This is a genomic window from Trichormus sp. NMC-1 (assembly GCF_001858025.1).
Taxonomy (GTDB): Bacteria; Cyanobacteriota; Cyanobacteriia; order Cyanobacteriales; family Nostocaceae; genus Anabaena.
Genome location: NZ_LZQD01000001.1, coordinates 1,402,562 through 1,428,920 on the forward strand (window position 1 = coordinate 1,402,562; position 26,359 = coordinate 1,428,920).

The following is a 26,359-nucleotide window of genomic DNA, read 5'->3' on the forward strand; positions in this document are numbered from 1 at the left end:
GAAAACTAACCCTCCATCTCTAGGATAAAATTGGAGTTTCAAAGCCTCTTTCCTTGCAGGAGAGAGGTAAATGTGTATTTCCTACAAACGAGAACCGCCATAAAAAAATGTTAAATTAATTTTGCACAGATCCTTAATACATCACCCTTAATTTGTGAAGAAAAACTATGAATTGGTGGCAGAGACTGAAAAAAAATCCCTTGGCGCGATTTGGGGCAATCTTACTGTTATTTTTCTATTTATCAGTAATCACAGCTGATTTCATCGCACCGTACAACCCTTATAATTCTCAGCCAAATGGTTCACTACTACCACCAACTCGCATTTATTGGGTTTCTCAGTCAGGTAAATTTATTGGACCCCATATATATCCGACAACTCAAGGAGATACAAATTTAGAAACAGGGGAAAGAAAACTAATTGTTGATTTCAAAAAGCCTTCTCCTCTAAGTTTATTTGTTGCCGGATCCGAATATCGATTATTCCAGATGAGTTTGCCCCTACCACCCAAGTGGGATGAAGTCACTATTATCCCCGGTATACGCCTAAATCTACATTTGTTTGGCTCAACTGGTGAAGCAAAATGGAATATTTTGGGTACTGATGAACAAGGACGAGATCAATTTAGCCGTCTGCTATATGGTGGTCGTATTAGTTTATTTATCGGGATTTTTGGCATTATTATTACCTATCCCCTTGGTTTGCTAATAGGTGGTATTTCCGGCTATTTTGGTGGTGTGATTGATAGTGTGATTATGCGCTTGGCAGAAGTGTTGATGACTTTCCCTAGCATTTATTTATTAGTAGCATTATCAGGAGTTTTAAGCCCACAATTAACTAGTACACAGCGCTTTTTACTAATAGTTGTAATTACTTCTGTTATTAGTTGGGCAGGTTTAGCCAGGGTAATTCGCGGGCAGGTACTCTCAATCAAAGAAAGAGAATTTGTACAAGCGGCACAAGCTATGGGTGGTAAACCAATTTATATTATTCTCCGCCATGTTTTGCCGCAAACTGCTAGTTATGTAGTTATATCTGCAACGCTGTCAATTCCTAGTTTTATTGGTGCAGAAGCAGTATTGAGTTTAATTGGTTTAGGAATTCAACAACCAGATCCTTCTTGGGGAAATATGCTTTCTCTTGCTAGTAATGCTTCTATTTTAGTATTACAACCTTGGCTAATTTTACCACCTGCAATCCTGATTATTCTTACTGTTTTGGCATTTAACTTATTAGGTGATGGGTTGAGAGATGCCCTTGATCCTCGCAGTTTACAAAGGTAATTAAATATGTAATTATCAAAATGTCTGAATCACTTATGAACAACAAGATCCCCGACTTCTTGAAGAAGTCGGGGATCTGAACTCTAACAATATTCACAACAATTTAAAATGTAGGTTGGGTTAAGGGACAGCACAACCAAACAAAAGGTTTTTACAATAAATTTTTTAATTATGTCGAGACTCCTTGTTACCCAATATCAAGCGGAAGTAGAAAAAATTATTCAATATGGTGGTTCAAGGAAAGAAACATCTATCCGTGTCGCTTTTCAAAACCTGTTAAATGAATATTGCAAACCCAGAGATTTTTTACTAATTCCTGAATTAGATTATAAGTTACCAAATGGTAAACTTGTTTATCCAGATGGCACAATTAAAGATGCTTTACGATTAGATTGGGGTTACTGGGAAAGTAAAGATCAATATGATAAATTAGACGAAGAAATAGAAAAGAAATTAAATAAAGGTTATCCCGATAGTAATATTTTATTTGAAGATTCCCAAACTGCGGTTTTAATTCAATCTGGACAAGAAACCCAGCGGGTATCTATGCGCGACGCTGACGCAGTAGATGGAATTATTACCAGTTTTATTAATTATGTTCGTCCTGAAGTTAGAGATTTTCGGGAAGCGATAGAAATCTTTAAACAAGATTTACCTACTATTTTAAATTCTCTCAGAGATTTGATTGATAGTCAAGGAGTAAATAACAAATCTTTTCAAATTGCGCGAGATAAGTTTTGGGGAATTTGCAAAGAATCAATTAACCCAGAAATCAGTTTATTTGATATTCGGGAAATGATGATTCAGCACATTTTAACAGAGGATATTTTTATCAATATTTTTAGTGAATCACAATTTCATCAAGAAAATAATGTAGCGAGAGAATTACAAGAAATAATTTCTACCTTTTTTACTGGAAGTGTCAAGCGCAATACTCTAGGAAGTATTGAAAGATATTATGCAGTTATTAGACGGACTGCGGCAAATATTTATAATCATCAAGAAAAACAGAAGTTTCTCAAAGCGTTGTATGAGAATTTCTACAAAGCATATAATCCTAAAGCTGCGGATAGATTAGGAATTGTTTATACTCCTAATGAAATTGTCCGGTTTATGATTGAAAGTGTGGATTTTTTAGTACATAAACATTTTGGTAAATTGTTAGCAGATAAAGATGTCGAAATTTTAGATCCTGCGACGGGAACAGGGACTTTTATTACTGAATTAATTGATTATTTACCGCAACATAGTTTGGAACATAAATATAAACATGAAATTCATTGTAATGAAGTGGCAATTTTGCCTTATTACATTGCAAATTTGAATATTGAATTTACCTATAAGCAGAAAATGGGTGTATATGAGGAGTTTGAAAATATTTGTTTTGTGGATACTTTAGATAATACATCTTTTGCGGGTAAGCAAATGGATTTGTTTGCTATGAGTGTGGAGAATACCGCAAGAATCAAAAGACAGAATGATAGAACTATTTCTGTGATTATTGGTAATCCTCCTTATAATGCAAAACAGGAAAACTTCAATGATAATAATGCTAATCGTTATTACACAGCCATAGATAAGTTAATTAAGGAAAGTTATATTAAATATAGTAAAGCACAGAATAATATTGTTGTTTATGATATGTATACTCGGTTTATTAGATGGGCTTCTGATAGACTAGGTAAAAATGGGATTATTGCATTTATCACTAATTCATCGTTTATTGATGGTAGAACTTTTGACGGTTTTAGAAAAGCTGTAAGTGATGACTTTAGTTATATTTACATTATAGATTTACATGGTGATGTTAGGAAGAATCCCAAACTTTCAGGAACAACACATAATGTTTTTGGTATTCAAACTGGTGTCGCTATTATGTTTTTAGTTAAGAAACAGAATAGTGATTTTAATAATTGTCAAATATTCCATATTCGTCGTCCAGATTTTGATACAGCAAGTGAGAAATTAAGGTTTTTATCTCAAACTAAATTTAATCACATTCCTTTTGAACATATTACACCAGATGAAAAACACAATTGGATAAATCAATCTGATAATGATTTTGAAACTCTTTTACCTGTGGTTGATAAAGATGTGAAAGCAGGTAAAGGAGAAGAAGCAATATTTAAGTTATTCACAAATGGTTTAGAAACGGGAAAAGATGAATGGCTTTATGATTTCTCAAAACGAAATTTAATAGAGAAAATTAGATTTTTTATCTTCAAATATAATGAGAGTGTAGAAAAAAATAATCAAAGCATAGAAATTAAGTGGAATAGAGATTTAAAAAATTTATTTGAACGTAAAATTAGAATTCAGTTTTTAGAAGAAAATATCCTTTTCTCTCATTTTAGACCTTTTACGAATAAATTTTATTATGCTGACAGTGATTTAAACTATCTTTTAACTAGAAATCATTATGAGTTGTTTGGAAATAATCTACACAATAACAATTATGTAATAGCACTTTCAGGAACTTCATTTAATCAACCTTTTCACTGTTTAGCAATTAAAAATTTGACTGAAAGACATTTTGTGGAAAAATCTCAATGTCTCCCCTTTTACCGTTACGACAAAGAAGGAAAACGCATTGATAACATAACCGACTGGGGATTAAAACAAATTCAAACCCATTACCAAGATACAACAATTACCAAAATAGACATCTTTCATTATACCTACGCAGTCTTACATAATCCAGCTTATCGCACCAAATACGAACTCAACCTCAAACGCGAATTTCCTCGTTTACCATATTATGAGAACTTCCAAAAATGGGTTAACTGGGGTAAACAACTCATGGAATTACATATTAATTATGAAACAATAACACCCTATAAATTAACCCGTCTTGATATTCCTTTAAAAGATCATCAAAAAACACCAAAACCCAAACTTAAAGCCGATAAAACCAAAAATAGTATTATCTTAGATGATGTCACCACATTAGAAAATATTCCTAACATAGCTTGGGAATATATGCTAGGTAATCGTTGCGCGTTAGAATGGATATTAGATCAATATAAAGAAAAGAAACCAAAAGATCCAACCATTGCAGAAAAATTCAATACATATCGTTTTGCAGATTATAAAGAACAGGTAATAGATTTATTAATGAGAGTCTGTACCGTGAGTGTAGAAACAATGAATATTATTAGAGAAATGATAATAACGTAGGTTGGGTTAAGCGACAGCGCAACCCAACACCCAACAAAATATTTACAGCGGATTTGTTTGTTATCAGGTACATCATAGCCCCCTCATTGCTTGCGGGGAGGGGGTTGGGGGTGGGGTTCTTGTACCTCATAACACCGGGAAGTGCTGCAATAATATAATGAATATTATTAGAGAAATGATAATAACGTAGGTTGGGTTAAGCGACAGCGCAACCCAACACCCAACAAAATATTTACAGCGGATTTGTTTGTTATCAGGTACATCATAGCCCCCTCATTGCTTGCGGGGAGGGGGTTGGGGGTGGGGTTCTTGTACCTCATAACACCGGGAAGTGCTGCAATAATATAATGAATATTATTAGCGAAATGGCTGTCTGAATCAAAAAATTTTATCTCTTAATCCTGTAAATCCTTAAATCCTCCAAATCCTGATTCTGACAAAAAATAATGTTGGGTTTCCTTGCGTCAACCCAATTTACGTAACTAATATCTAATTCTTGGATCTACATAAGCATTGAGAATATCAATCAAAATACTTGCACTCACAACAATTCCTCCAAAAAATACTAACACTCCCTGAACTGTGGGATAATCTCGGTCAGAAATCGCTTGATATAATCTATTTGCTAACCCCGGCCAAGAAAATGTCACTTCTGTTAAAATCGCTCCACCTAATAAGGATGCAAATGTTAATCCTAATACCGTAATTACAGGAATTAAGGCATTTTTCAAGGCATGGGAGACTAAAATCTTATTTTCAGAAATTCCTCGCGCCCTAGCCGCTTCTACATAATCAGCTTTTAAAGTTTGTTTTAAGTTGACTCTAACAATGCGTTCAAAAATTCCACTCAGCAAAATTCCTAAAGTCAAACTTGGTAAAGCTAGATGATGTAAAGATATGAAAAATTGACTGAAATTACCACTCAATAAACTATCAATTGTATATAAACCCGTGATAGTTGCAGGTGCGGGAAGATTGGGGGGAAAACGGTTAGAATTGGGAAACCAACCCAGTTGAACTGAGAAAACTAACTGTAACAACATTCCCGCCCAAAACATTGGTAAAGCATAAGTGATGATACCAAACAAACGCCCACCAATATCAAAATAAGTCCCCGGACGAGAAGCGGAAATAGTACCTACTAAAACGCCAACAATTAGCGCTACAGCCATACTAGCAAAAGCTAACTCTACAGTTGCTGGAAAATATTGTCCAATTATTTCGCCAACATTCTGTCCTCGACTGGTTAAAGAAGTTCCTAAATCAAAACGGAGTAAATTGCCTAAATAATTGAGATATTGTAACCAAATAGGTAAATCTAAACCGAGTTGTTTTCTTAATTCTTCTTTAGCACTTTCTGGCGCACGTCCACCCAAAATTGCATCTGCTGGATCTCCTGGGGTTGCTCTTAGTAAAAGAAAAACAATGGTGATAATGGTTAATAGTTGCAGTGGCGCAAATAGCAACCGGGAAACAATGTAATACTGTAATGCTTTAGAACGAGACATATTTATTTTTATTAATTCAAAATTAAAACATCAACTCGTTCCTTGTCTCTGACAAGGAATGCAGCTTTGAGGCTCTGCCTCATAAATTTAACCTCGTTTTTTGTCTCTGACAAGGAATGTAGTCTTGAGGTTCTGCTTGATAAATTAGCATGAGGCAGAGCCTCTAAATGGCATTCCCAGCCGGAGTCTGGGAACGAGAAAAACGAGAAATGGAAAAAAAACTCGTTCCTTGTCTCTGACAAGGAATGCAGCTTTGAGGCTCTGCCTCATAAATTTAACCTCGTTTTTTGTCTCTGACAAGGAATGTAGTCTTGAGGTTCTGCTTGATAAATTAGCATGAGGCAGAGCCTCTAAATGGCATTCCCAGCCGGAGTCTGGGAACGAGAAAAACGAGAAATGGAAAAAAAACTCGTTCCTTGTCTCTGACAAGGAATGCAGCTTTGAGGCTCTGCCTCATAAATTTAACCTCGTTTTTTGTCTCTGACAAGGAATGTAGTCTTGAGGTTCTGCTTGATAAATTAGCATGAGGCAGAGCCTCTAAATGGCATTCCCAGCCGGAGTCTGGGAACGAGAAAAACGAGAAATGGAAAAAAAACTCGTTCCTTGTCTCTGACAAGGAATGCAGCTTTGAGGCTCTGCCTCATAAATTTAACCTCGTTTTTTGTCTCTGACAAGGAATGTAGTCTTGAGGTTCTGCTTGATAAATTAGCATGAGGCAGAGCCTCTAAATGGCATTCCCAGCCGGAGTCTGGGAACGAGAAAAACGAGAAATGGAAAAAAAACTCGTTCCTTGTCTCTGACAAGGAATGCAGCTTTGAGGCTCTGCCTCATAAATTTAACCTCGTTTTTTGTCTCTGACAAGGAATGTAGTCTTGAGGTTCTGCTTGATAAATTAGCATGAGGCAGAGCCTCTAAATGGCATTCCCAGCCGGAGTCTGGGAACGAGAAAAACGAGAAATGGAAAAAAAACTCGTTCCTTGTCTCTGACAAGGAATGCAGCTTTGAGGCTCTGCCTCATAAATTTAACCTCGTTTTTTGTCTCTGACAAGGAATGTAGTCTTGAGGTTCTGCTTGATAAATTAACATGAGGCAGAGCCTCTAAATGGCATTCCCAGACGGAGTCTGGGAACGAGAATGACTAATGACTACTTTTTAATTGTTTTATAAATTAGGTTTTGGGTAGGATCAATTTTGACATTAGTTACAGCTTTTTGGGCAAATACATAATCTTTGTTTTGCCATAAAGGAATGTAAGGAACATCAGTAAGTACTTGTGTTTGAATGTCAGCAAATATTTTCTGACGCGCTTCTGGATTTTGTTCTTTACGTTGTTGATCAATTAGTTTATTGACAGCTTCGTTATAGTAAAAAGAACCTTGGGTTTGACTGCCTCCATTTTCGCATCCTTTGGCATCTGAACCTTTCTCACAAGCCAAAAATGGCTGCACGTAATTATCTGGATCTAAAAAATCTGGATACCAATCAAGTAAAGCTGCTGGATATAAACCTTTGCTAATTTCTTTAAAAAAGGTAGCACCTTCTACGGTTTTAACTTCTAGTTGTAATATCCCATCCATTTTAGTATCAGCCAAAGATTTTAGTGTCTGCGCTGCTAAACTGCGAGTAGGTGAACTTGCTGGATACCAAACTTGCACTTTAGCGGGATTTTCTTTAGAAAAACCAGCAGCAGTTAAGGTTTTTTTGGCTAGTTCAAAGTTAGCATCACCATATTTATCTTTAAATAATGGTTGGGAAACATTGAATGTGGTGGGAATCATGCTGTAAAGTGGTTCAGCTTGACTAAATAATACTCGCTCATTTAATAATGGACGATCAATTAATGATGCGATCGCACTTCTTACCTCTACTTTATCCAAAGGTTTCTGATTGCGATTCAACACCATATAACTAACTACACTACCTTGAGCGGTAATAGCTTGCCAATCTCCTTTTTTTGCACCTTCCTCTAAACTGCGAATTTGGTCTGGTTGCAAAGATAAGTAAGCTACATCTACAGCACCAGTTCGGAAAGCATTAAACAAATTAACTGGACTAGTCTGAATTTGAACATTAATACCCTTATTGGCTGGTTTTTCACCCCAATATTGCTCAAATACATCAAATCGCAGCGAATCAGTACCATACTGAGCTAACTTATAAGCACCAGTGCCAACAAAGATATTCGGCTTAAATTTCCCAGTCCCGATTTCATAAGCTTTGGGGGAAACTGCACACACCCCAGAAAAGGCTAATAGAGAGGGAAACGCCGCAAAGGGCTTTTTGAGCTTAATTGTTAATTCATAGTCCCCTGTGGCTTTCACAGCAGCGACTGTATCGGAAAGCAAGAAAGATGGTTTACCTTTATTTTCGATAAAACGCTGGATACTAAATTCCATTGCTTTAGCGTTGAAAGGAGTCTGATCATGAAACACCACTCCTTGACGGATAGGTATGGTGTAAGTTAAACCATCTGCACTAACTTTAGGTAATGCTGTGGCTAGTTGGGGCTTAATTTCTGTGCTACCTGGTTCATAGGTGTACAAGCGATCGCTCATATTGAATACTAAACCCAATGATGCCAATTCATACGCATCAGCCGGATCAAGAGTTCTAGGCTTTGACGTTGTACCTATGGTAATCCGTCCATCACCAGCAGGAGTATTGACAACACCAGTTGTTGTGGTAGTTGTCTGTGTGCGAGGGGTGCAACTAACAGCCAACAATAAACATAGAGAGAACAAAGACAGGAATTTTGCCATCCTACCCCACTGTCTCATAGACAACGAGAACCAAGTTATTACCATTAATTTTTTTAAATCAGCAGTTAATTATTCTAGGATATATGTTTAGCTAATTACATCTTGTCAGATTGTCTTCACAAGAATAGCATCTTATCTTTGTAAAACTTGAGCAGCCGTCAACTTGAGATCAGGAAAGAGCGGAGAAACGATTAAGCTATCATTTTCATATACCTGCTGTTCATAAAAACCCTCCACCCATTCCAATACTGTCACCTTTTGGTCAATGGGATCAACAATCCAATATTCGGCAATACCCCGCGCCGCATACTCAGATCTCTTGTAGCGATAATCACGACTAGCCTGATTAGGACTCACCACTTCAACTACCAGTAAGGGTGGTGGCATATCCATATATACCAGTGAACGAGTAGCTCCTGCCATAGCGATCGCTAACTCTTCAGAAAAGACTACCAGATCAGGTACACGCACACCCACTCTTCTACTATTCACAGCCACCTCGGCCTTCATCCGCAATCTAGAGGAAGGAATTCCACAGCTTAAAAAATAGGCAACCAAAAACATTGCGATCCTTTGATTTATATCACTTTCTGAAGGCATGGGAATTAATTCTCCATTTTCCAATTCATATAAACTATCCGTACCATCGTCATAGTTGAGAAATTCCTCAAAGGTCATCTTTTTAGCAATTACTACTGTCATTGCCTTTTCTCCCGTGGGTTAGCTTACCTTAATTATCGCTTAGTTTTTTGATCTCTCATTCTTCAATTAAGACTCTTTCAATAACTTTACCGTCTTTTGCTGATTGAATTGAGGTAAGAAGATGCTCTGTATTAACTGGATTTGAAAGTAAATATAATGTTTCTTGCCATGATAAAAATTCGTCTAGAGAAATCAAAATAGCTTTGTTGCCTTTGTTATTACAAATAATAGTCGGTTGTACATCTGCAATAATACGATCTATCAAAGCATCTAAATCATGACTTGCCTGTTGAGTATTCATTGCATCCATTTCATCCTCCTTTATGTGTTAAATAATTAGTTAAATTCTAGCCTAGAAATTTTAGGATTAAAGTAAAAGTAAGGAAGAGATAATGTTAGGGTTTGTATCTTTTCCTTACCTACAAAATAGGCGATCTCACTAAATCTTCACCCCTCTACACTTGGAAAGCCTTCCGTAGGTTGCCAGAGTAGTTTTTTTATTTGCTCCTTTTTAAGGTGTGCATTAAATGCTTTAATAGTCAGAGCTGCCAAAAAAGTCATTTTTGCTGGTCTAAAAATATGTTCCTCTTCACAAATCAACTTATGTAAAACAAAGGTTGGGCTTTGTGGTTCAGGACTACATTCATTTTTCCAGATACTTTCAAGCTCACCAAAGAATTCCTCTCCATCATCCATAGCTGTATCTAAAATTAAAAGTGCGGCGAAACCTATCGCTGCACTTTTTCTACCTAATTTTTGAGCGGCTTCAAATGCTGGTAATATAACAGATACATATTTTTCACCATGTAAGGCTATATTTCTTTCTGTATATTTTCTTGTGGCAAGCGTGAATTTATGCCTATTTTCTTCTTCTGTTTCTATCCATGCTTTATGTTGTTTAGCTATCGCTGCAAATAATGGAGCTTTTGGAAGTCCTTTAAGACTCATTAAATCGGTTACACTTCTAGGCTTACCAATATCAATTGTTCCAAAAGCAGAATCATCTTCAATTCCCTGTATAACAATAGTTTTAAAAGACTTACCACTATTTACACATGCAGTCAAACGATGCTGTCCATCTAGTAAACGCCCAGTTTCTGAAAATGCAATACTTTCCCCATTTAACATCCATTCACCACGTTTAATGCTATCGGTTAACATTTTTATGTGATCTTTTTTTAGTGGGCGATTACCGTCATTATTATTGTTAAGAATAGTTTCTGCTAATTCTGGCGTTATTTCAGCAACTCCAGCAACAATATTGCACTCAATAAATTCAATTCTGTCCATTTAAACCTGCCATAAAAAGTAAAAAAGGTTAATAATATCCAGACAATATCAAGAAAAATTTTGCATATCGTCAATATCGAGTATTATACAGAATTTTCGGGATATACACTTAGCTTTGTAACCAATTACAGGCTTTTTTGTCTATATACTCCCAAATAGCCAGAACTTCCATGCGTAAACTTAGTCTAAAATAAAACCTGTAATTTATCTACAAGCGATCGCGAAGCGCTGCTGCAAGCAGTTCGCCGAGTAAAACCCCAATTTGGTTTTATGCTGGGTATTGTGGGCTTAAAAAACTTCAGCTTTCCAGATAGATATGCTGATAATCAGCAGTAGCTTGGGGTTTGGTAGCCATATTTGAGCCACAAGTTAGGTAATCGCATCTATTTACACGCTTGCAAAGCGTTCCATCAAAAGTTACAATTTTTTAAACATTCTCATTTTTGCTTGGCAATTGCGTAAACGCTCAAACAGAAACTTCCTGAAAGTTCACAAGCCCCACCCAAAAGTCCCATAAGCTTTTGGCTGCTGAAAAAACCTCAGCAGTTATACGGGCGTTTTGCCACTCTCAAGGATAAAGCTTTTGTAGCTGAAAAGCATTGCTAAACCACAGGCTAATCTGTGGTAAAACTCAAGACTGGCAATAACAAAAAACTCAGAGAGTTCCCCAAGAAACAACCATCGTTTCTGAGAACCTCAGTAAGAAAATTGCTTTGTAAACTAACTAATCTAGGAGGATTGTAGTCGATGGGACTACCCTGGTACCGAGTACATACAGTTGTTCTGAACGATCCAGGTCGGCTGATTTCTGTACACTTAATGCACACAGCCCTAGTCGCTGGCTGGGCTGGCTCAATGGCGCTGTACGAACTGGCTACTTACAACCCCAGTGATCCAGTTCTCAACCCCATGTGGCGGCAAGGGATGTTCGTTCTCCCCTTCATGTCACGGTTAGGTGTCACCCAATCTTGGGGCGGTTGGAGCGTTACCGGCGCTCAAGCAACTGACCCTGGTTTCTGGTCATTTGAAGGCGTGGCAGCGGCTCACATCGTTCTTTCCGGTTTATTATTCCTAGCAGCCGTTTGGCACTGGGTTTACTGGGACTTGGAACTCTTTAGAGATCCTCGCACCGGCGAACCTGCACTAGACTTGCCAAAAATGTTTGGCATTCACCTGTTCTTATCTGGTTTACTTTGTTTTGGTTTTGGTGCTTTCCACCTCACTGGACTATTTGGCCCCGGTATGTGGGTTTCTGATGCCTTTGGTGTAACTGGTAGCATCCAAGCCGTAGCACCAGAATGGGGTCCAGCCGGGTTTAACCCCTATAACCCCGGTGGCGTTGTGGCTCACCACATTGCAGCTGGTGTTGTTGGCATTATTGCTGGTTTATTCCACCTCACAGTTAGACCCCCTGAAAGGCTCTACAAAGCCCTACGGATGGGGAACATTGAAACAGTACTTTCCAGCAGTATCGCAGCGGTTTTCTTTGCCGCTTTCGTAGTAGCTGGTACTATGTGGTACGGTAACGCTACCACCCCTATCGAACTGTTTGGCCCTACCCGCTACCAGTGGGATCAAGGCTACTTCCGTCAAGAAATTGAGCGCCGTGTACAAACTAGTGTTGGACAAGGTGCAAGCCTTACAGAAGCTTGGGCGCAAATCCCCGAAAAACTGGCTTTCTACGATTACGTAGGTAATAGCCCCGCCAAAGGTGGACTGTTCCGTACAGGGCCAATGGTTAAGGGTGATGGCATTGCTCAATCTTGGCAAGGTCACGCGGTATTCAAAGATTCTGAAGGTCGGGAACTGACAGTACGTCGTCTACCTAACTTCTTTGAAACCTTCCCAGTAATTCTGACTGATGCTGATGGTGTTATCCGCGCTGATATCCCCTTCCGTCGGGCAGAATCCAAGTACAGCTTTGAGCAAACAGGTGTTACTGTTAGCTTCTACGGTGGCGATCTTAATGGCAAAACCTTTACAGATCCGGCTGATGTGAAGAAGTATGCCCGTAAGGCTCAAGGTGGCGAAATATTTGAATTTGACCGGGAAACCTTGAACTCAGATGGCGTATTCCGCACATCTCCCAGAGGTTGGTTTACCTTTGGTCACGCTGTATTTGCGCTGCTGTTCTTCTTTGGACACCTGTGGCACGGTTCTCGGACAATCTACCGAGACGTATTCGCTGGTGTGGAAGCAGATCTAGAAGAGCAAGTAGAATGGGGTCTGTTCCAGAAAGTGGGTGACAAATCAACCCGCCGGAAAGAAGCTCTCTAATTTTGGGGAACTGGGAATTGGGAACTGGGCGATATTACCCAACACCTAATCCCAGTCCTTGGTACACTAATATTACTGGCTGGATAAACAGGAACTCGTAATATGGAAAGTGTTGCATACATCTTGGTTTTGACTTTGGCAATAGGCGTTCTCTTTTTTGCGATCGCATTCCGCGAACCCCCCCGGTTTGAGAGAAAAGATAAGTAGATTCCTATTTTCAGGCTTGTAAAGCAATCTCAAGATTATCCGTTGCCGCCGATTTAGGTAGCAACGGATAATTTTGCGAGTATCTTTTGCTAAACTTATGAGGCAACAATCGCCAACTACTGAAAAACTTTTTGATATGTGATATAATTTCCTATCTGGGAGTTGATATGTGTGAACCTAGCTCTTCTGCGCTAGGATAAACAAAGGTGTAAGTGTAAACTTCTTTAAAAAAAGCCCTTACCCGTTGTGGGACAGACAATGGATGCTTGTGGAGGGTAAAGTCATTAGACTCCCCGTGAAGCAAGAATCTGCCTTTCTTGATTAAAAGCAGACTGTCGAATACACATTGTTAATTGTGGCAAAAACTTGACGGAGAACAGAACCAGGAACAAATCAGCATGGTCAATCAGAACTTAACCGCTACAGAAATTGGATTCACTCACGAAGATTTCGCTGCTCTACTCGATAAGTACGATTATCACTTTAGCCCTGGTGATGTTGTGCCAGGTACAGTTTTCAGTATAGAGCCGCGCGGCGCTCTGATTGACATCGGTGCTAAAACAGCAGCATACATACCTATACAGGAAATGTCTATTAACCGGGTGGATAGCCCGGAAGAAGTCTTACAATCAAACGAAACACGGGAATTTTTCATCCTCACTGATGAAAACGAAGATGGTCAGTTAACCCTTTCCATTCGTCGTATTGAATACATGAGGGCATGGGAAAGAGTACGGCAGTTACAAGCAGAAGATGCTACTGTCCGTTCTGGTGTGTTTGCCACTAACCGTGGGGGAGCATTGGTACGAATTGAGGGACTGCGCGGCTTTATCCCCGGCTCCCACATTAGTACCCGCAAACCTAAAGAAGAATTGGTAGGCGAAGAACTACCGTTGAAATTCCTAGAAGTAGACGAAGAACGTAATCGCTTAGTTCTATCCCATCGTCGGGCGCTAGTTGAGCGCAAGATGAACCGCCTGGAAGTTGGTGAAGTAGTAATTGGTACTGTTCGCGGTATTAAGCCCTACGGTGCATTCATCGACATTGGTGGTGTTAGCGGACTACTCCACATTTCTGAAATTTCCCACGAGCATATTGACACACCTCACAGCGTCTTCAATGTCAATGATGAAGTGAAAGTGATGATCATTGACTTGGATGCAGAAAGAGGACGGATTTCTCTGTCTACCAAACAGTTGGAACCTGAACCCGGTGACATGATTAAGAACCGTGATTTGGTCTATGATAAGGCCGAAGAAATGGCAGCTAAGTATCGGGAACAGATGTTAGCTAAACAGCAAGGTATCACTACTGCACCAGTGGAAGCAGTGGAAGCTGTAGAAGCTGTGGAAGCTGTAGAAGCTGTAGAAGCTGTGGAAGCTGAAGTAGAAATCCCACCAGCAACTGAAGCTGTTGAAGAGATCCCAGCAGCTATTCAAGAGTAATACATTGTTAGTTGCAATTACTTGTAACTAAGACTATGACAGCATTTAAAGAGGGATTTTCCCTCTTTTTTTGTGCTAATAATAAGTTGCCAGGTACTTAATGACATAAACTGGTAAAACCTAGACACAAATAGACTTTCAATCCTGTTAAAAGTTAAAAATTCCCTGCTATAACTGACTAATATGGTTACTATCAAATGTAGAGAAATCACGTTTTCTGATATTCAGGCAATTTTATTTGATAAAAATGGTACTTTAGAAGACTCAGAAGCTTATTTGCGATCGCTCGGACAAAAAGGCGCACGCATGATAGACGCGCAAATTCCCGGAATTGGGGAACCTTTATTAATGGCTTTTGGTATTAATAGCGATAAATTAGATCCCGCTGGTTTAATAGCAGTAGCCAGTCGCCGAGAAACCGAAGTCGCCGCCGCTGCATATATTGCCGAAACTGGTCGAGGATGGTTTGAGTCTTTAAAAATCGCCCGTCAAGCTTTGGAAGAAGCTGAACAATATATTGATAGAACTCCTTCACCGCTGTTTGTGGGTAGCTTGGAGGTGCTGAAGTCTCTATCAGCAGCAGGTTTAAAACTTGGCATCCTCTCAGCCGCCACAACTCAAGATGTGTCGAAATTTGTCACCCATCACCAATTAGGCAATTATCTTCAACTCGAAATGGGAGTTGATGAAGGACCAAGTAAACCAGATCCAGTACTATTTTTGCAAGCTTGCCAAGTTTTGGGAGTAGACCCAGGTAAAACACTGATGGTAGGTGATTCCGTCGGTGATATGCAAATGGCACGGAATGCTCAAGCCGCAGGTTGTATTGGTATTACCTGGATTGATAATTCAAGTAACGTTAAAGGCGCGGATGTAGTAATTAACCAGCTTGATGAAATTCAGGTTATGCAATTTTGATTTGGCGGAATCTGCTCGTTACACATAGGCTCCAAATCAAAATTCCAACTTAATTACAGCAGAATTCAGGAATCAGTAGAGACGTTTCGCCGAAACGTCTGTACTTTGTGTCTAGGTTTCAATTGTCAATTTCCCACAGGAGTTGACAATATCAGGACTTACGCAAAACCGAACGGAAGTAGCGGTAATTCATGAATTACCACTACGCAATAATCAGGTTTTCAGTCACATTTTGCGTAAGTCCTAAATATTAATCATGTTTCCAAATTTTAATAGTGTGATCAGCACTACCACTAATTATCGTTTTTCCATCAGGACTGAACGCTACACAATAAACAGTTAATGAATGTTCTGAAAGAGTATTGATCAATTCTTTTGTCTCTAGATGCCAAAGCTTAATTGTTTTATCATTACTGCAACTGGCTAAAGTCTTACCATCAGGACTAAAAGCAACACTATTTACACAATTGGTATGGCCATAAAATGTGTGAATGAGTTCTCCTGTCGCTAGATCCCAAAGTTTGATTGTATTATGATCACTACCAGTGGCAAAAATTTTACCATCAGGGCTAATCGCTATAGTATTAATAGACTCTGAATTATCAGTAATGCTAATATCTACAACGCCTGTTTTGACATTCCAGATCTTGATACTTTGATCACAACCACAGCTAATGAGATTTTCGCCATCAATACTGAAGACAATCGAGTTAATAGAATTTTTATGTGCCGTGAGAGTATAAATTAACTTTTCATCGCTTAAGTCCCATATCTTAACTGTTGTATCTAAACTTGCAGTGGCATAAGTTTTACCATCAGGACTAAAAGCAATTGCAGTTACACTACCTGAATGCTCAATGAATGTTTTACCTTTCAGAGAATGCCATAGTTTAAATGTTTTGTCATAGCTACCACTCGCCATAGTCTTTCCATCACTAGAAAAATTAACTGAGCGAACATAGTTTGAATGCCCAGTTAAGGTATGAATTATTTCACCAGTTTCTAGATTCCAAACCTTAATTTTGTGATCAGCACTGCCACTAGCAAAAGTTTTACCATCAGGGTTGATAGCAACAGAAAAAATTTGATCTGAATGCCCATCAAGTGTATTAACACAGCGCCAAAATTTTGGTCTTTCTTTTTGAGAATTGGCTGATACTTTCAATTCATTATTATAAATATTCCTATATGTTTGCCTAATTAATTTTAGCTTTTCTATCATTTTATCAGTCCATATTGAAGGAAAATCAGAACTTAAGTTAAATAACTGAGGTTCATAATTAGGGTTGATATTTAGGTAGTACCAATCTGCTAAAAATGCGGCTAATAGCTTGTGCAGAATCACAATAGTCTGCCTAATTGCTCGCCAACTCTTAGTTTCATCATTTCCTGCTTCTTCGAGTTCTCTTTTGAGTTCTTCCCAGTTCAACGGTTCAAAAGATAAAGATACTGGTTCTTGAAGTCCCCAAAATCTGACATTAAAATAAATTTCATGGTCTGTAATATCAGTGTAAATAATTGCTGTTGGTACAGCCGATAAAATCGTTTCCAACTGCTTGACTTCAGCATCGAAAACTGAACGCTCAAAATATTTACCATAAAATTCTACAGGGCAGAAATCACTACCAAGGGGATAATACTTCTCTAAAAATAGTTTTAATTGATTGCGGATTTCTTTTTTGAGACTATCACGGAATGATATGGGAAAGTCATCGCTAATATCTGGTGGAGGCACTAACATTAATAAGCGTGGTTTCTTTTGTTCATCTACAAATATTCTTTGCGCTTCATCACGACTTAATACACCTGGCCACTTCTGCTGGTCGAAAATTCCCTGAATTTCTTGTTGTTTAAGTGCGATTTCACTCGCAGTTGTCTTTCGGCTCAAGTCTAGATATAAGATGCTTAACTTACTTCTATCTTCTATTTCTTCTTGCTTAATTTGCTGCAATCTTTCGTTTTTTCCATCTTGATATACTGTAATTTGTAAATCTGTCTCAATAGGTTTTTGTTGAATTTGCAAGAATTCTTTTTTTCTGGCTTCTCGACGATTGTAATAATCTATTTCGGCCTGAAGCACGCGTTGATCTTGTCTAACTTCCTGAATTTTGGCAGGTAAATTAATGATATTTGCCTGAACAAACGTTTGGTTAATAAATGCTGAGATAATGCGGTTCGTGGTATGAGTAACAAAATCGACAGCAGCACCCACAGTATCAAATGCCATAGAATCTTTAAGCTGACTATTTACTATTTTTGTCAACTTCATTATGTCAACTTTATTGGTTTATGTTATCAGTGTATAGATTATGGCATTGGTATTAAATCTGTTTAATTACCCAAGAGCAAATATTCTACCCCAACAAATAAGCTCTTAAGGTGATAGTTTATTTCTTGGAGTAGATAGGGAGAATAGAGCAGATAGGGAAAACATTTCTCGCCAATGTCACCTCAAACCTGCTCCTACAAAGGTTTTTGAAGTTTTTTTTAAATCGAATAATAAAGCGGGAAAGATTTAGCATCTTTAGGTTTAACGTACACACGCTCTTGTGGTTCTAACTTTAATTCATCAAAGCGATCACGTGTTAAATGTGCTGTCACCATTTGTCCATCATCTAACGCTAATTCTATTTGAATTTCCCAACCCAAATGAATCACACGGTTAACTTTAGCAGGTGCAGTTGTACCGTTAGCCACCCTTTCCACAATCACATCTTGCGGACGTAAAAATACTTCTGGGTTGACCGAATCGAAACCGCTGCTTTGGAAAATCTTGGAAGAACTCGGTAATACGTTTACAGGACCGATAAAACTCATCACAAACGCTGATGCAGGATGGTCGTAAATTTGGGCTGGAGTCCCTACCTGTTCAACTTTTCCTTTGTTCATCACCACAATTTCATCTGCCACTTCCATTGCTTCTTCTTGGTCGTGGGTAACAAAAACTGTGGTAACATGAACCTCATCATGGAGACGACGTAACCAAGCGCGTAAATCTTTACGAACTTTGGCATCTAATGCGCCAAATGGTTCATCTAGTAACAATACGTTAGGTTCTACAGCCAATGCTCTGGCTAAGGCTACCCTTTGTCTTTGACCACCAGAAAGTTGAGAGGGATAGCGATCGCCTAATCCACTCAATTGTACCAATTCTAATAACTGCTCTACTCTTCCCTTAATCTTCTTTGGCGGTGCTTTGCGAATTTCTAAGCCAAAAGCGATATTTTGTCGCACAGTCAAATGCTTAAATAGAGCATAGTGCTGAAATACAAAGCCAATATTTCGTTCTTGCACACTTTGATATGTTGCATCCTTCCCAGTCAGTAATATTTTGCCACTATCAGGCATTTCTAACCCGGATATTAATCGCAGCAGGGTAGATTTACCAGACCCAGATGGACCTAGTAACGCAACCAGTGAACCACTATTAATTTCCAGACTCACCTGATCAACCGCTTGGAAACTGCCAAATTGCTTAGAGACATTCTCAACTACTATGCCCACTGGTTCCACACCTCTGTAATTAATCTACGGCTTGCAGCTAGGATTACCGTGTTTTTATTTATATCATAAAACATTGGCTTTTGGATTAATTGAATGACATAAAATTACCAACTACAACCACCACAATCGAGAAAACTACAATCAGCACCGCTACAATGTTTTTCCATCTGACTGACTTAGAAGTTCTATAGTTACCATTGACTAATATCTACCAATAAAGCTACATCACCTGTTTAAAATCGCAGTTTTCATGTCGAAATATTAAGGAATATTGCATTTTTCTCAAAACCTGAAGGGAAAGCGGCAAATCAACCAAAAGACCGTGATACGATGCTTTCGGTAAATGTGAAGATTGGGAGAAAACCTTTGACACTACGGGTTGCAGTTGTTGGTTCAGGCCCAGCTGGTTCATCTGCCGCTGAGACATTGGCAAAAGCTGGAATTGAAACTTACCTAATTGAGCGCAAGCTCGATAACGCCAAGCCATGTGGGGGAGCTATTCCCCTATGTATGGTGAGTGAATTTGACCTACCACCAGAGATCATCGACCGTCGAGTGCGGAAGATGAAAATGATATCACCATCGAATCGTGAAGTTGATATCAATCTGATAAATGAAGATGAATATATAGGAATGTGCCGTCGGGAAGTGATGGATGGGTTCCTGCGCGACCGGGCAGCCAAATTAGGCGCAATTTTAATTAATGCCACAGTTCATAAACTTGATATACCCACAAATAACACTGACCCCTATACCATTCATTATGTTGATCATACAGAAGGTGGAGCGCAGGGGATTGCCAAAACTTTAAAAGTGGATTTAGTGATCGGGGCTGATGGCGCGAATTCCCGCATTGCTAAAGAAATGGATGCTGGGGATTACAATTATGCGATCGCTTTCCAAGAACGCATTCGTCTACCCCAAGACAAAATGGACTACTACAACGACCTCGCCGAAATGTATGTTGGCGATGACGTTTCTACCGACTTCTACGCTTGGGTATTCCCCAAATATGACCACGTAGCAGTAGGTACTGGCACAATGCACGTCAACAAAGCCAGTATCAAAAACCTGCAAGCTGGTATCCGCGCCCGTGCTTCTGAGAAATTAGCCGGCGGTAAAATCATCAAAGTAGAAGCGCATCCCATCCCCGAACATCCCCGTCCTCGTCGCGTTGTTGGACGCATAGCTTTGGTAGGAGATGCGGCTGGTTATGTTACCAAATCCTCTGGTGAAGGTATCTATTTTGCCGCTAAATCTGGGCGGATGTGTGCTGAAACCATCGTCGAAGCTTCCAACGGTGGTGCGCGGATTCCTACAGAACGAGACCTCAAGATTTACCTGAAGCGTTGGGATCAGAAATACGGACTCACCTACAAAGTTCTGGACATTCTCCAAAGTGTGTTCTATCGTTCCGACGCTACTCGTGAAGCATTTGTAGAAATGTGTGGTGACATGGATGTACAGAAACTAACATTCGATAGTTATTTGTATAAAACCGTGGTTCCAGCTAACCCCATTACTCAACTGAAAATTACTGCCAAAACTATTGGTAGCTTAATTCGGGGTAATGCTCTAGCTCCCTAACCGTCACTCCACGAATGAATTTAATTTTGTTCAACTACTTACTACTGTAATTAAATTGGCACTCCCTGAATTACTTCAGAATGGAGTGCCAATTTATTAGATCACAGCACTATGTAGCGTTAGTTTACTCAACCACTGCTGCGGCAGCCCCCTCAACCGAGGGAGGTACACTGGGTAACTCTAAACAGTATCCCGCGCCATATACTGTCTTGATATAGCGGGGATGACGAGGATCTGGTTCGAGCTTAGTCCTTAAGTGGCGAATATGCACCCGAATTGTTTCGATGTCATCATCAGGATCGTAACCCCAAACTTCTCGCAGGATTTCACTGGGAGAAACTGTCTGACCATGACGCTGAAGCAAGCAGTGAAGTAGCTCAAATTCCAAGTGCGTCAGTTTCACAGTTTCATTGAACCAGATCGCCTCAAACCTTTCTGGAACTAAAGTAAGAAGTCCGTAACTAAGAATCTCACTGTGCTTTGCCGCTTGGGGAATGCGGTCAGTACGCCGCAACAAAGCTCGTACTCGTGCCAGCATTTCTTCAACTTCAAAAGGCTTAGTCAAGTAGTCATCTGCACCTGCATTGAAACCTTCAACCTTATATTGAGTTTGGCTCAAAGCCGTCAGCATTAAGACTGGAATCTCAGCAGTGCGGTCATCCCGACGTAGGCGTTGGCAAATGGTAAATCCATCTACTCTGGGTAACATGAGATCAAGCATGATCAAGTCTGGTTGTAGCTGGAGGGCCAGCGCCTGACCTTTAATGCCGTCTTCAGCTTGACTAACATCGTAGCCAGCCATTTCCAAGTTGACAGCAACGAGTTCTGAAATCGCTGGGTCATCGTCTATGACAAGAATCCTCGGCATTCTTAAAAAATTATGACTACTTATTTAAGGATAAATAAGAACCTTTGAGATATTCAAAGATTGTTATTACGATTATCAAAAAGATTTAAAATCTAACATAAATATTAAGATTAAAAGGCTTTGAGATCAAGATCAATTTACACGAAATTTTGAGATGATGTGTTACTCTACCTACAATCCGCCTTATTTTCTACAAAATGGTGTGGCAATGACTGCTTACACTGCTTTGTGGGGAGGCCGTCATTGGGAAAGTACAACTGTACATCCAGAGCCACTTTATCAGAAAGTCATCTTTTCAGGTGGGCAAGGTGTGCCAATTTTTGGTTGGGTCGCTATCCCCCCCAATGCCCACAGCACAATTATTGGTACTTATGGGATTACCGGAGAGTTAAATCAACAATGGTTTTTGCGGCTATTAGGGCGTAAGGCATACGCGCAAGGATACGCTGTGGTGTTATTTGATTGGCGAGCGCATGGTAAAACCGCAGAATTATCCCCGACTTTAACTTCCGATGGTTTGTATGAGGGTGAAGATTTTGTTCACATTGCGGCGGCCGCTGCGGCTATGGGCTGCCCAAAAAAGTTTTGGTTTACGGGGTATTCTTTAGGGGGACAATTGGCGCTGTGGGCGCTGAAAGCGGCTGTAGATTTGACGAGAGCAGAGGATTTAGGAATTAAAGAGAGTGACATTGCTGGAGGGGCGGTGATTTGTCCAAGTTTGGATTCATTGCGATCGCTCACGTATTTAGTTACTACTCCCTTTGGAAAATACGTAGAACCACGCATTGCCAGGGAATTAAAAAAACTGGCATGGAAAATACACGCTGCTCACCCTGGTAGTTTGGAAGCAGAAGCAATTGAACGAGCTAACAGCATTTGGGGATTTGACGAAGAACTAGTAATTGAACGTTTGGGTTTTGCGTCTGTAGAAGACTATTATGAAGCCAGCAGTGCTTTATATCTATTACCTCAGTTATCAAAACCAACCTTGATTCTTTATGCTGCTGATGACCCATTATTTCATCCCGACATTATTCCCGATTTAAAAGCTGCTAGTTCCAAAAATTCAGCTATAGATTTGTTACTCACCTCTTACGGAGGTCATGTTGGTTATATGAGTAGCAAAAAATGCCAGCGCCAAGCACAAGATCCTGACCCCTGGTGGGCTTGGAATCGCATTTTACAGTGGATAGAAGCAAAGCGTAATGATGAAGTTGATAAAGTGGCTATGGTGAGATAGATTAATTTTTGCAACTTCTCTATTTTTTGCTATAGGAATAATATTTGATTTTGGAAATATTATGTTTGCTGGGCAATGCCCTACGAGACTTAATATTTTTCAAATATCATTTATGATTTCAATATTTCACTACAAAAAGAGGGATTTAGAGACTTTGCAGCAAACATCTCTAAATTGATAAAAGAGAGATTTGAGCTTTTCTTTAATTACTTGTGACTGTGTTTAATAATAACTGGCTACCTGCACCAACAAATTTAACTTTGTCATCGGATCATGTACATATCTGGAAAATAAATCTAAATCAGTCAGAATCACAACTGCAATCTTCCAGAAAAACCCTATCAAGTGATGAAATTGCTCGTGCTGAAAGGTTTTATTTCCCAGAACATCGCCAGCGTTTCATTGCTGGACGGAGTAGTTTACGCTTTATTTTAGGGCGTTATTTGGGTGTTGAGCCTTCACAAGTAGAATTTGAATATCAAACACGGGGAAAACCTTTATTAGCGGCTAAATTTGCCGATAGCAACCTGTTTTTTAACTTGTCTCACTCTCAAGATTTAGCTCTGTGTGGGGTAAGTTGCACGCGGACAATAGGCGTGGATTTGGAATATATTCGCCCGATGTCGGATTTAGAAAATCTTGCTAAACGCTTCTTTTTACCCAGAGAATATGAGGTAGTCAAATCCCTTGCTTTAGATCAACAGCAACAGGTATTTTTCCGTTACTGGACTTGCAAAGAAGCTTATTTAAAAGCAACCGGTGATGGTTTAGTTCAGTTAGAGCAAATTGAGATATTTTTAACATCAACCGAACCTGCAAAATTGCTTGTATCTGGAAATTGGAGTTTGAGAGAATTAGCACTAGCAAATAATTTCGCTGCTGCTGTTGTGGTTGCAGGTACTATTGGGGATTTGTATAGTTGGGAGATGATTTAGTTCACATCTTACACCTTCCCAATCAGGGTTGGTGGGCATTGCCCTTTAACACGAAATAATCAAGTTTTTAGACTTTAATTAACATATAGCAATAACATATAGCAATTCCCATTCAAGTGAGGTACAAGCAGTAAAAATTAAACGCAGATAATTTTGTACTTCATTAGACTAGGAAACGCTATAAAACTGAGCAAAAAAATAAGTCCGTGTGGACGAACTGTAGGGATTTAGAAACTTTAGTAATTTAGAAACCATTGATAATTACCAAAACTATTTATCTTCTTGCATAGTTCTCACCATTTGCGTCACCAACTTTCTCGGAAAAAATCTGACACTTTTAGCCAGTATTTTATTTAAAAGTCCGGGAATGACTATCGTCTTACCTCGCATTAAAGCATCATAACCAAGCTGGGCAACAGTTTGAGCATCCATCATTTTCTGACCCTTAACCAGCTTAGAATCTGCCATTCCTGTTCTTTCATGAAATGCAGATACTGTTGAACCTGGACAAAGAACTGTCACCGTCACACCAGTTCCTTCCAATTCATTAGCTATAGCTTCAGAAAACGATAAAACATAAGCTTTAGTTGCAAAATAAACCGCCATTAAAGGTCCAGGTTGAAAAGCAGCAGCGGAAGAAACGTTTAATATTTTGCCCTTACCTTCTTTAACCATCTCTTTGAGAAATAACTTAGTTAAATGGGTAAGACAAACTAAATTTACTTGCAACATTTCTAATTCAATACTCAGACTTGTTTCATTGAATAAGCCATAAGTACCAAATCCAGCATTATTGACTAGGACATTAACTTTGATCTCAGCTTGTTGCAACTCAGTAAAAATTTCTTCAGGTGATGTTGATATAGATAAATCTTTAACGATAATCTTAGGAAAAACTTTGAATTTTTGTTGAAATTCAACATCTATTTCTGCAAGTTTTGATCTATTTCTATCTACCAAAACAAGATTGTAATTTTTGGAGGCAAAAATACAGGCTAATTCGTAACCAATTCCACTAGCTGCCCCAGTAATCAGAGCAGTTTGTTTGTCTTGTATATTCATGTCAAAAATTTTGTGAAATTAGCCGGAAATACTGGCATTTCAGTAGGGTGAGCAATGCCCACCCTATTTACTTAATAACTAAGCAAGACTCAAGAAACCAGTTTGAACTAAATAAGAAGTGTAAGTCATCAATAATTGAGAGTCGAGTGGTGGACAAGTAATCGCAGTACCAGCTAGTGCGTCTAGAGTTTCTTGACAACTAATAATTGGTCTTCTGGCTTGCAAATACAAATCGGGAATAGTCAATTGTTCATCAGACCAACGCTCTAATAAAAATGGTCGCAGAGTGTATAAAGGATTATCAGGAGAAGTGACATTATTAATTAACTCTGCTTGCCACTGTTCATAGGGAACCATCTTAATTGAAAAACCAAATGAGCGTACCCAATCCACCAAAGATGCTAAAGATGCAGGTTGAGGATGTTGTAAGTGAAAAGCCTTACCAATGGATTTTTGTTGACGTGATAAATAAACAATAGCTTTGCTGACATAATCAACAGGAGACATATCCAACATATAATCTACATCAGGGAAAGATCCCATTTGTAGACAGCCTTTAATCATCAAATTGATAAAGTCATGGGTATTACAAATACCAGTTGTGCTATCTCCAGAAATCAAAGGTGGTCTGTAGATAGTGATAGGAAGTCCCCGACTACCAGCAATTTTTACTAACTTTTCTGACACCCATTTAGTTTGTGAGTAGCCGAGAAAAATACCTTGCCAATCATTAAAATCTTGTTGTTCTCTAACTACTTTTCCAGCATAAGCAGTTGATTCAAAAACAGCCACACTAGAAACGTAATGAACAGGCTTTACTTTGGTTTTACAAGCCAAGCGTAAAACTTCCTGAGTTCCCAAAACGTTAGCAGTTTTTAAAGCTGAATATGGATAAACATAATTCAGCAAAGCCCCACTATGATAAATAGTATCAATATTAGCTGCAAGGGTTTGGAACTGTTCTGAATCAATACCTAAAAGTGGCTGTGCTAAATCACCAACAATTGGGATAATTCGGGAGCTATAACTATCATCCCAAAGTCCATATTGTTGAAGATTATTTTCTAATTTGCTTTTACCTTCTACAACATCAGTTGCACGAACTAAGCAATACATATTTGCTTGAGTTTCTTGCAATAGTCCTTTGATGATAAAAGCACCTAAATAGCCTGTACCCCCAGTCAAAAAGATATTTTTGGGGTCGCTAATAGATACCGGAGAATTACCCACCGGTTGGATAGTGGGGTCAAGGACAACTTCAGCAGCTAAATCGAGAAAAGGAGGAGCAATATTTACAGCAGCAACGGTTTTACCTTCAGAATCTTTAATCTGAGATGTATTCGGTACTTCTTCAGATAAACGCTGGGAAAGTGAAGCAATAGTTGGATAATGCCAAAGTAGAACAGGAGAAGGTTTAAATCCTAGTAATTGTTCTAATTTGCTGATAATAATCATGGCTTGGGCAGAATCCAAACCATAATTTTCTAAATTTTCGTCAACATCAATTTCATCAGTTGAAGTTGAAATTACTTCAGCTAAATTAGTCACCAAGAATTTTTGAATATCTTCAGCAGAATAAGACGGTTTTAAATTCATT

19 protein-coding genes are annotated in these 26,359 nt (G+C 38.9%); 9 read left to right on the forward strand and 10 right to left on the reverse strand.

Annotated elements, in window-relative coordinates; genetic code table 11:
* Window positions 1-167 precede the first annotated feature (167 nt).
* Window positions 168-1,283: an ABC transporter permease gene (locus A9Y75_RS06250; protein ID WP_071188644.1), complete on the forward strand. Its 1,116-nt coding sequence runs from the start codon at window positions 168-170 to the stop codon at window positions 1,281-1,283.
* A 171-nt stretch (window positions 1,284-1,454) separates the two neighbouring features.
* Window positions 1,455-4,460 carry a type ISP restriction/modification enzyme gene (locus tag A9Y75_RS06255; RefSeq protein ID WP_071188645.1) on the forward strand — a complete coding sequence of 1,002 codons (3,006 nt, stop codon included), beginning with the start codon at window positions 1,455-1,457 and terminating at the stop codon, window positions 4,458-4,460.
* A gap of 482 nt (window positions 4,461-4,942) precedes the next feature.
* Here A9Y75_RS06255 and A9Y75_RS06260 read toward each other — a convergent pair whose 3' ends face one another.
* The 5 genes from A9Y75_RS06260 to A9Y75_RS06280 all read right to left on the reverse strand — a co-directional run bounded on the left by A9Y75_RS06260 (window position 4,943) and on the right by A9Y75_RS06280 (window position 10,719).
* Window positions 4,943-5,968 carry an ABC transporter permease gene (locus tag A9Y75_RS06260; RefSeq protein ID WP_071188646.1) on the reverse strand — a complete coding sequence of 342 codons (1,026 nt, stop codon included), beginning with the start codon at window positions 5,966-5,968 and terminating at the stop codon, window positions 4,943-4,945.
* Window positions 5,969-7,113: 1,145 nt separating this feature from the next.
* Window positions 7,114-8,727: an ABC transporter substrate-binding protein gene (locus tag A9Y75_RS06265; protein WP_236721339.1), complete on the reverse strand. Its 1,614-nt coding sequence runs from the start codon at window positions 8,725-8,727 to the stop codon at window positions 7,114-7,116.
* A 132-nt stretch (window positions 8,728-8,859) separates the two neighbouring features.
* Window positions 8,860-9,429 (reverse strand): Uma2 family endonuclease, encoded by a 570-nt coding sequence (locus A9Y75_RS06270; RefSeq protein ID WP_071188648.1) that lies wholly within the window; start codon window positions 9,427-9,429, stop codon window positions 8,860-8,862.
* 55 nt (window positions 9,430-9,484) lie between these two features.
* Window positions 9,485-9,739 carry a type II toxin-antitoxin system Phd/YefM family antitoxin gene (locus A9Y75_RS06275; RefSeq protein ID WP_071188649.1) on the reverse strand — a complete coding sequence of 85 codons (255 nt, stop codon included), beginning with the start codon at window positions 9,737-9,739 and terminating at the stop codon, window positions 9,485-9,487.
* A gap of 137 nt (window positions 9,740-9,876) precedes the next feature.
* Window positions 9,877-10,719, reverse strand: coding sequence for a hypothetical protein (locus tag A9Y75_RS06280; protein ID WP_071188650.1), 843 nt, complete (start codon window positions 10,717-10,719; stop codon window positions 9,877-9,879).
* A gap of 747 nt (window positions 10,720-11,466) precedes the next feature.
* On the opposite strand from A9Y75_RS06280, the gene psbB reads away from it, so the two are divergent.
* The 4 genes from psbB (at window position 11,467) to A9Y75_RS06295 (ending at window position 15,566) form a co-directional block, all read left to right on the forward strand.
* Window positions 11,467-12,996, forward strand: a complete 1,530-nt coding sequence (psbB, locus tag A9Y75_RS06285; protein ID WP_071188651.1) for a photosystem II chlorophyll-binding protein CP47 — start codon at window positions 11,467-11,469, stop codon at window positions 12,994-12,996.
* 102 nt (window positions 12,997-13,098) lie between these two features.
* Window positions 13,099-13,203 carry a photosystem II reaction center protein T gene (locus A9Y75_RS26235; RefSeq protein WP_083389497.1) on the forward strand — a complete coding sequence of 35 codons (105 nt, stop codon included), beginning with the start codon at window positions 13,099-13,101 and terminating at the stop codon, window positions 13,201-13,203.
* A 398-nt stretch (window positions 13,204-13,601) separates the two neighbouring features.
* Entirely contained in the window at window positions 13,602-14,648 is a 1,047-nt protein-coding gene (locus A9Y75_RS06290) for a 30S ribosomal protein S1 (RefSeq protein WP_071188652.1), read from the forward strand.
* A gap of 183 nt (window positions 14,649-14,831) precedes the next feature.
* Entirely contained in the window at window positions 14,832-15,566 is a 735-nt protein-coding gene (locus A9Y75_RS06295) for an HAD family hydrolase (RefSeq protein WP_071188653.1), read from the forward strand.
* Window positions 15,567-15,816: 250 nt separating this feature from the next.
* Here A9Y75_RS06295 and A9Y75_RS06300 read toward each other — a convergent pair whose 3' ends face one another.
* Both A9Y75_RS06300 and A9Y75_RS06305 read right to left on the reverse strand, forming a co-directional pair.
* Entirely contained in the window at window positions 15,817-17,835 is a 2,019-nt protein-coding gene (locus tag A9Y75_RS06300; protein WP_236721340.1) for a WD40 repeat domain-containing protein, read from the reverse strand.
* Window positions 17,836-18,053: 218 nt separating this feature from the next.
* Window positions 18,054-19,070 (reverse strand): TOBE-like domain-containing protein, encoded by a 1,017-nt coding sequence (locus A9Y75_RS06305; RefSeq protein ID WP_071188845.1) that lies wholly within the window; start codon window positions 19,068-19,070, stop codon window positions 18,054-18,056.
* Window positions 19,071-19,436: 366 nt separating this feature from the next.
* On the opposite strand from A9Y75_RS06305, the gene chlP reads away from it, so the two are divergent.
* A complete protein-coding gene (gene chlP / locus A9Y75_RS06310) occupies window positions 19,437-20,657 on the forward strand; it encodes a geranylgeranyl reductase (RefSeq protein ID WP_343232362.1) in 1,221 nt (406 codons plus the stop codon).
* A gap of 124 nt (window positions 20,658-20,781) precedes the next feature.
* Here the strand turns inward: chlP and A9Y75_RS06315 are convergent, their stop codons facing one another.
* Window positions 20,782-21,525, reverse strand: a complete 744-nt coding sequence (locus A9Y75_RS06315; RefSeq protein ID WP_071188655.1) for a response regulator transcription factor — start codon at window positions 21,523-21,525, stop codon at window positions 20,782-20,784.
* A 154-nt stretch (window positions 21,526-21,679) separates the two neighbouring features.
* Here A9Y75_RS06315 and A9Y75_RS06320 point away from each other — a divergent pair, with 154 nt between their 5' ends.
* Window positions 21,680-22,765 carry an alpha/beta fold hydrolase gene (locus A9Y75_RS06320; RefSeq protein WP_177176121.1) on the forward strand — a complete coding sequence of 362 codons (1,086 nt, stop codon included), beginning with the start codon at window positions 21,680-21,682 and terminating at the stop codon, window positions 22,763-22,765.
* A gap of 212 nt (window positions 22,766-22,977) precedes the next feature.
* Entirely contained in the window at window positions 22,978-23,700 is a 723-nt protein-coding gene (gene hetI / locus A9Y75_RS06325) for a 4'-phosphopantetheinyl transferase HetI (RefSeq protein WP_071188657.1), read from the forward strand.
* Window positions 23,701-23,970: 270 nt separating this feature from the next.
* Here hetI and A9Y75_RS06330 read toward each other — a convergent pair whose 3' ends face one another.
* Both A9Y75_RS06330 and A9Y75_RS06335 read right to left on the reverse strand, forming a co-directional pair.
* On the reverse strand, window positions 23,971-24,762 hold the full coding sequence (locus A9Y75_RS06330; RefSeq protein ID WP_071188658.1) for an SDR family oxidoreductase: 792 nt from the start codon (window positions 24,760-24,762) through the stop codon (window positions 23,971-23,973).
* Window positions 24,763-24,840: 78 nt separating this feature from the next.
* Entirely contained in the window at window positions 24,841-26,358 is a 1,518-nt protein-coding gene (locus A9Y75_RS06335; RefSeq protein WP_071188659.1) for a thioester reductase domain-containing protein, read from the reverse strand.
* Window position 26,359: the final 1 nt, after the last annotated feature.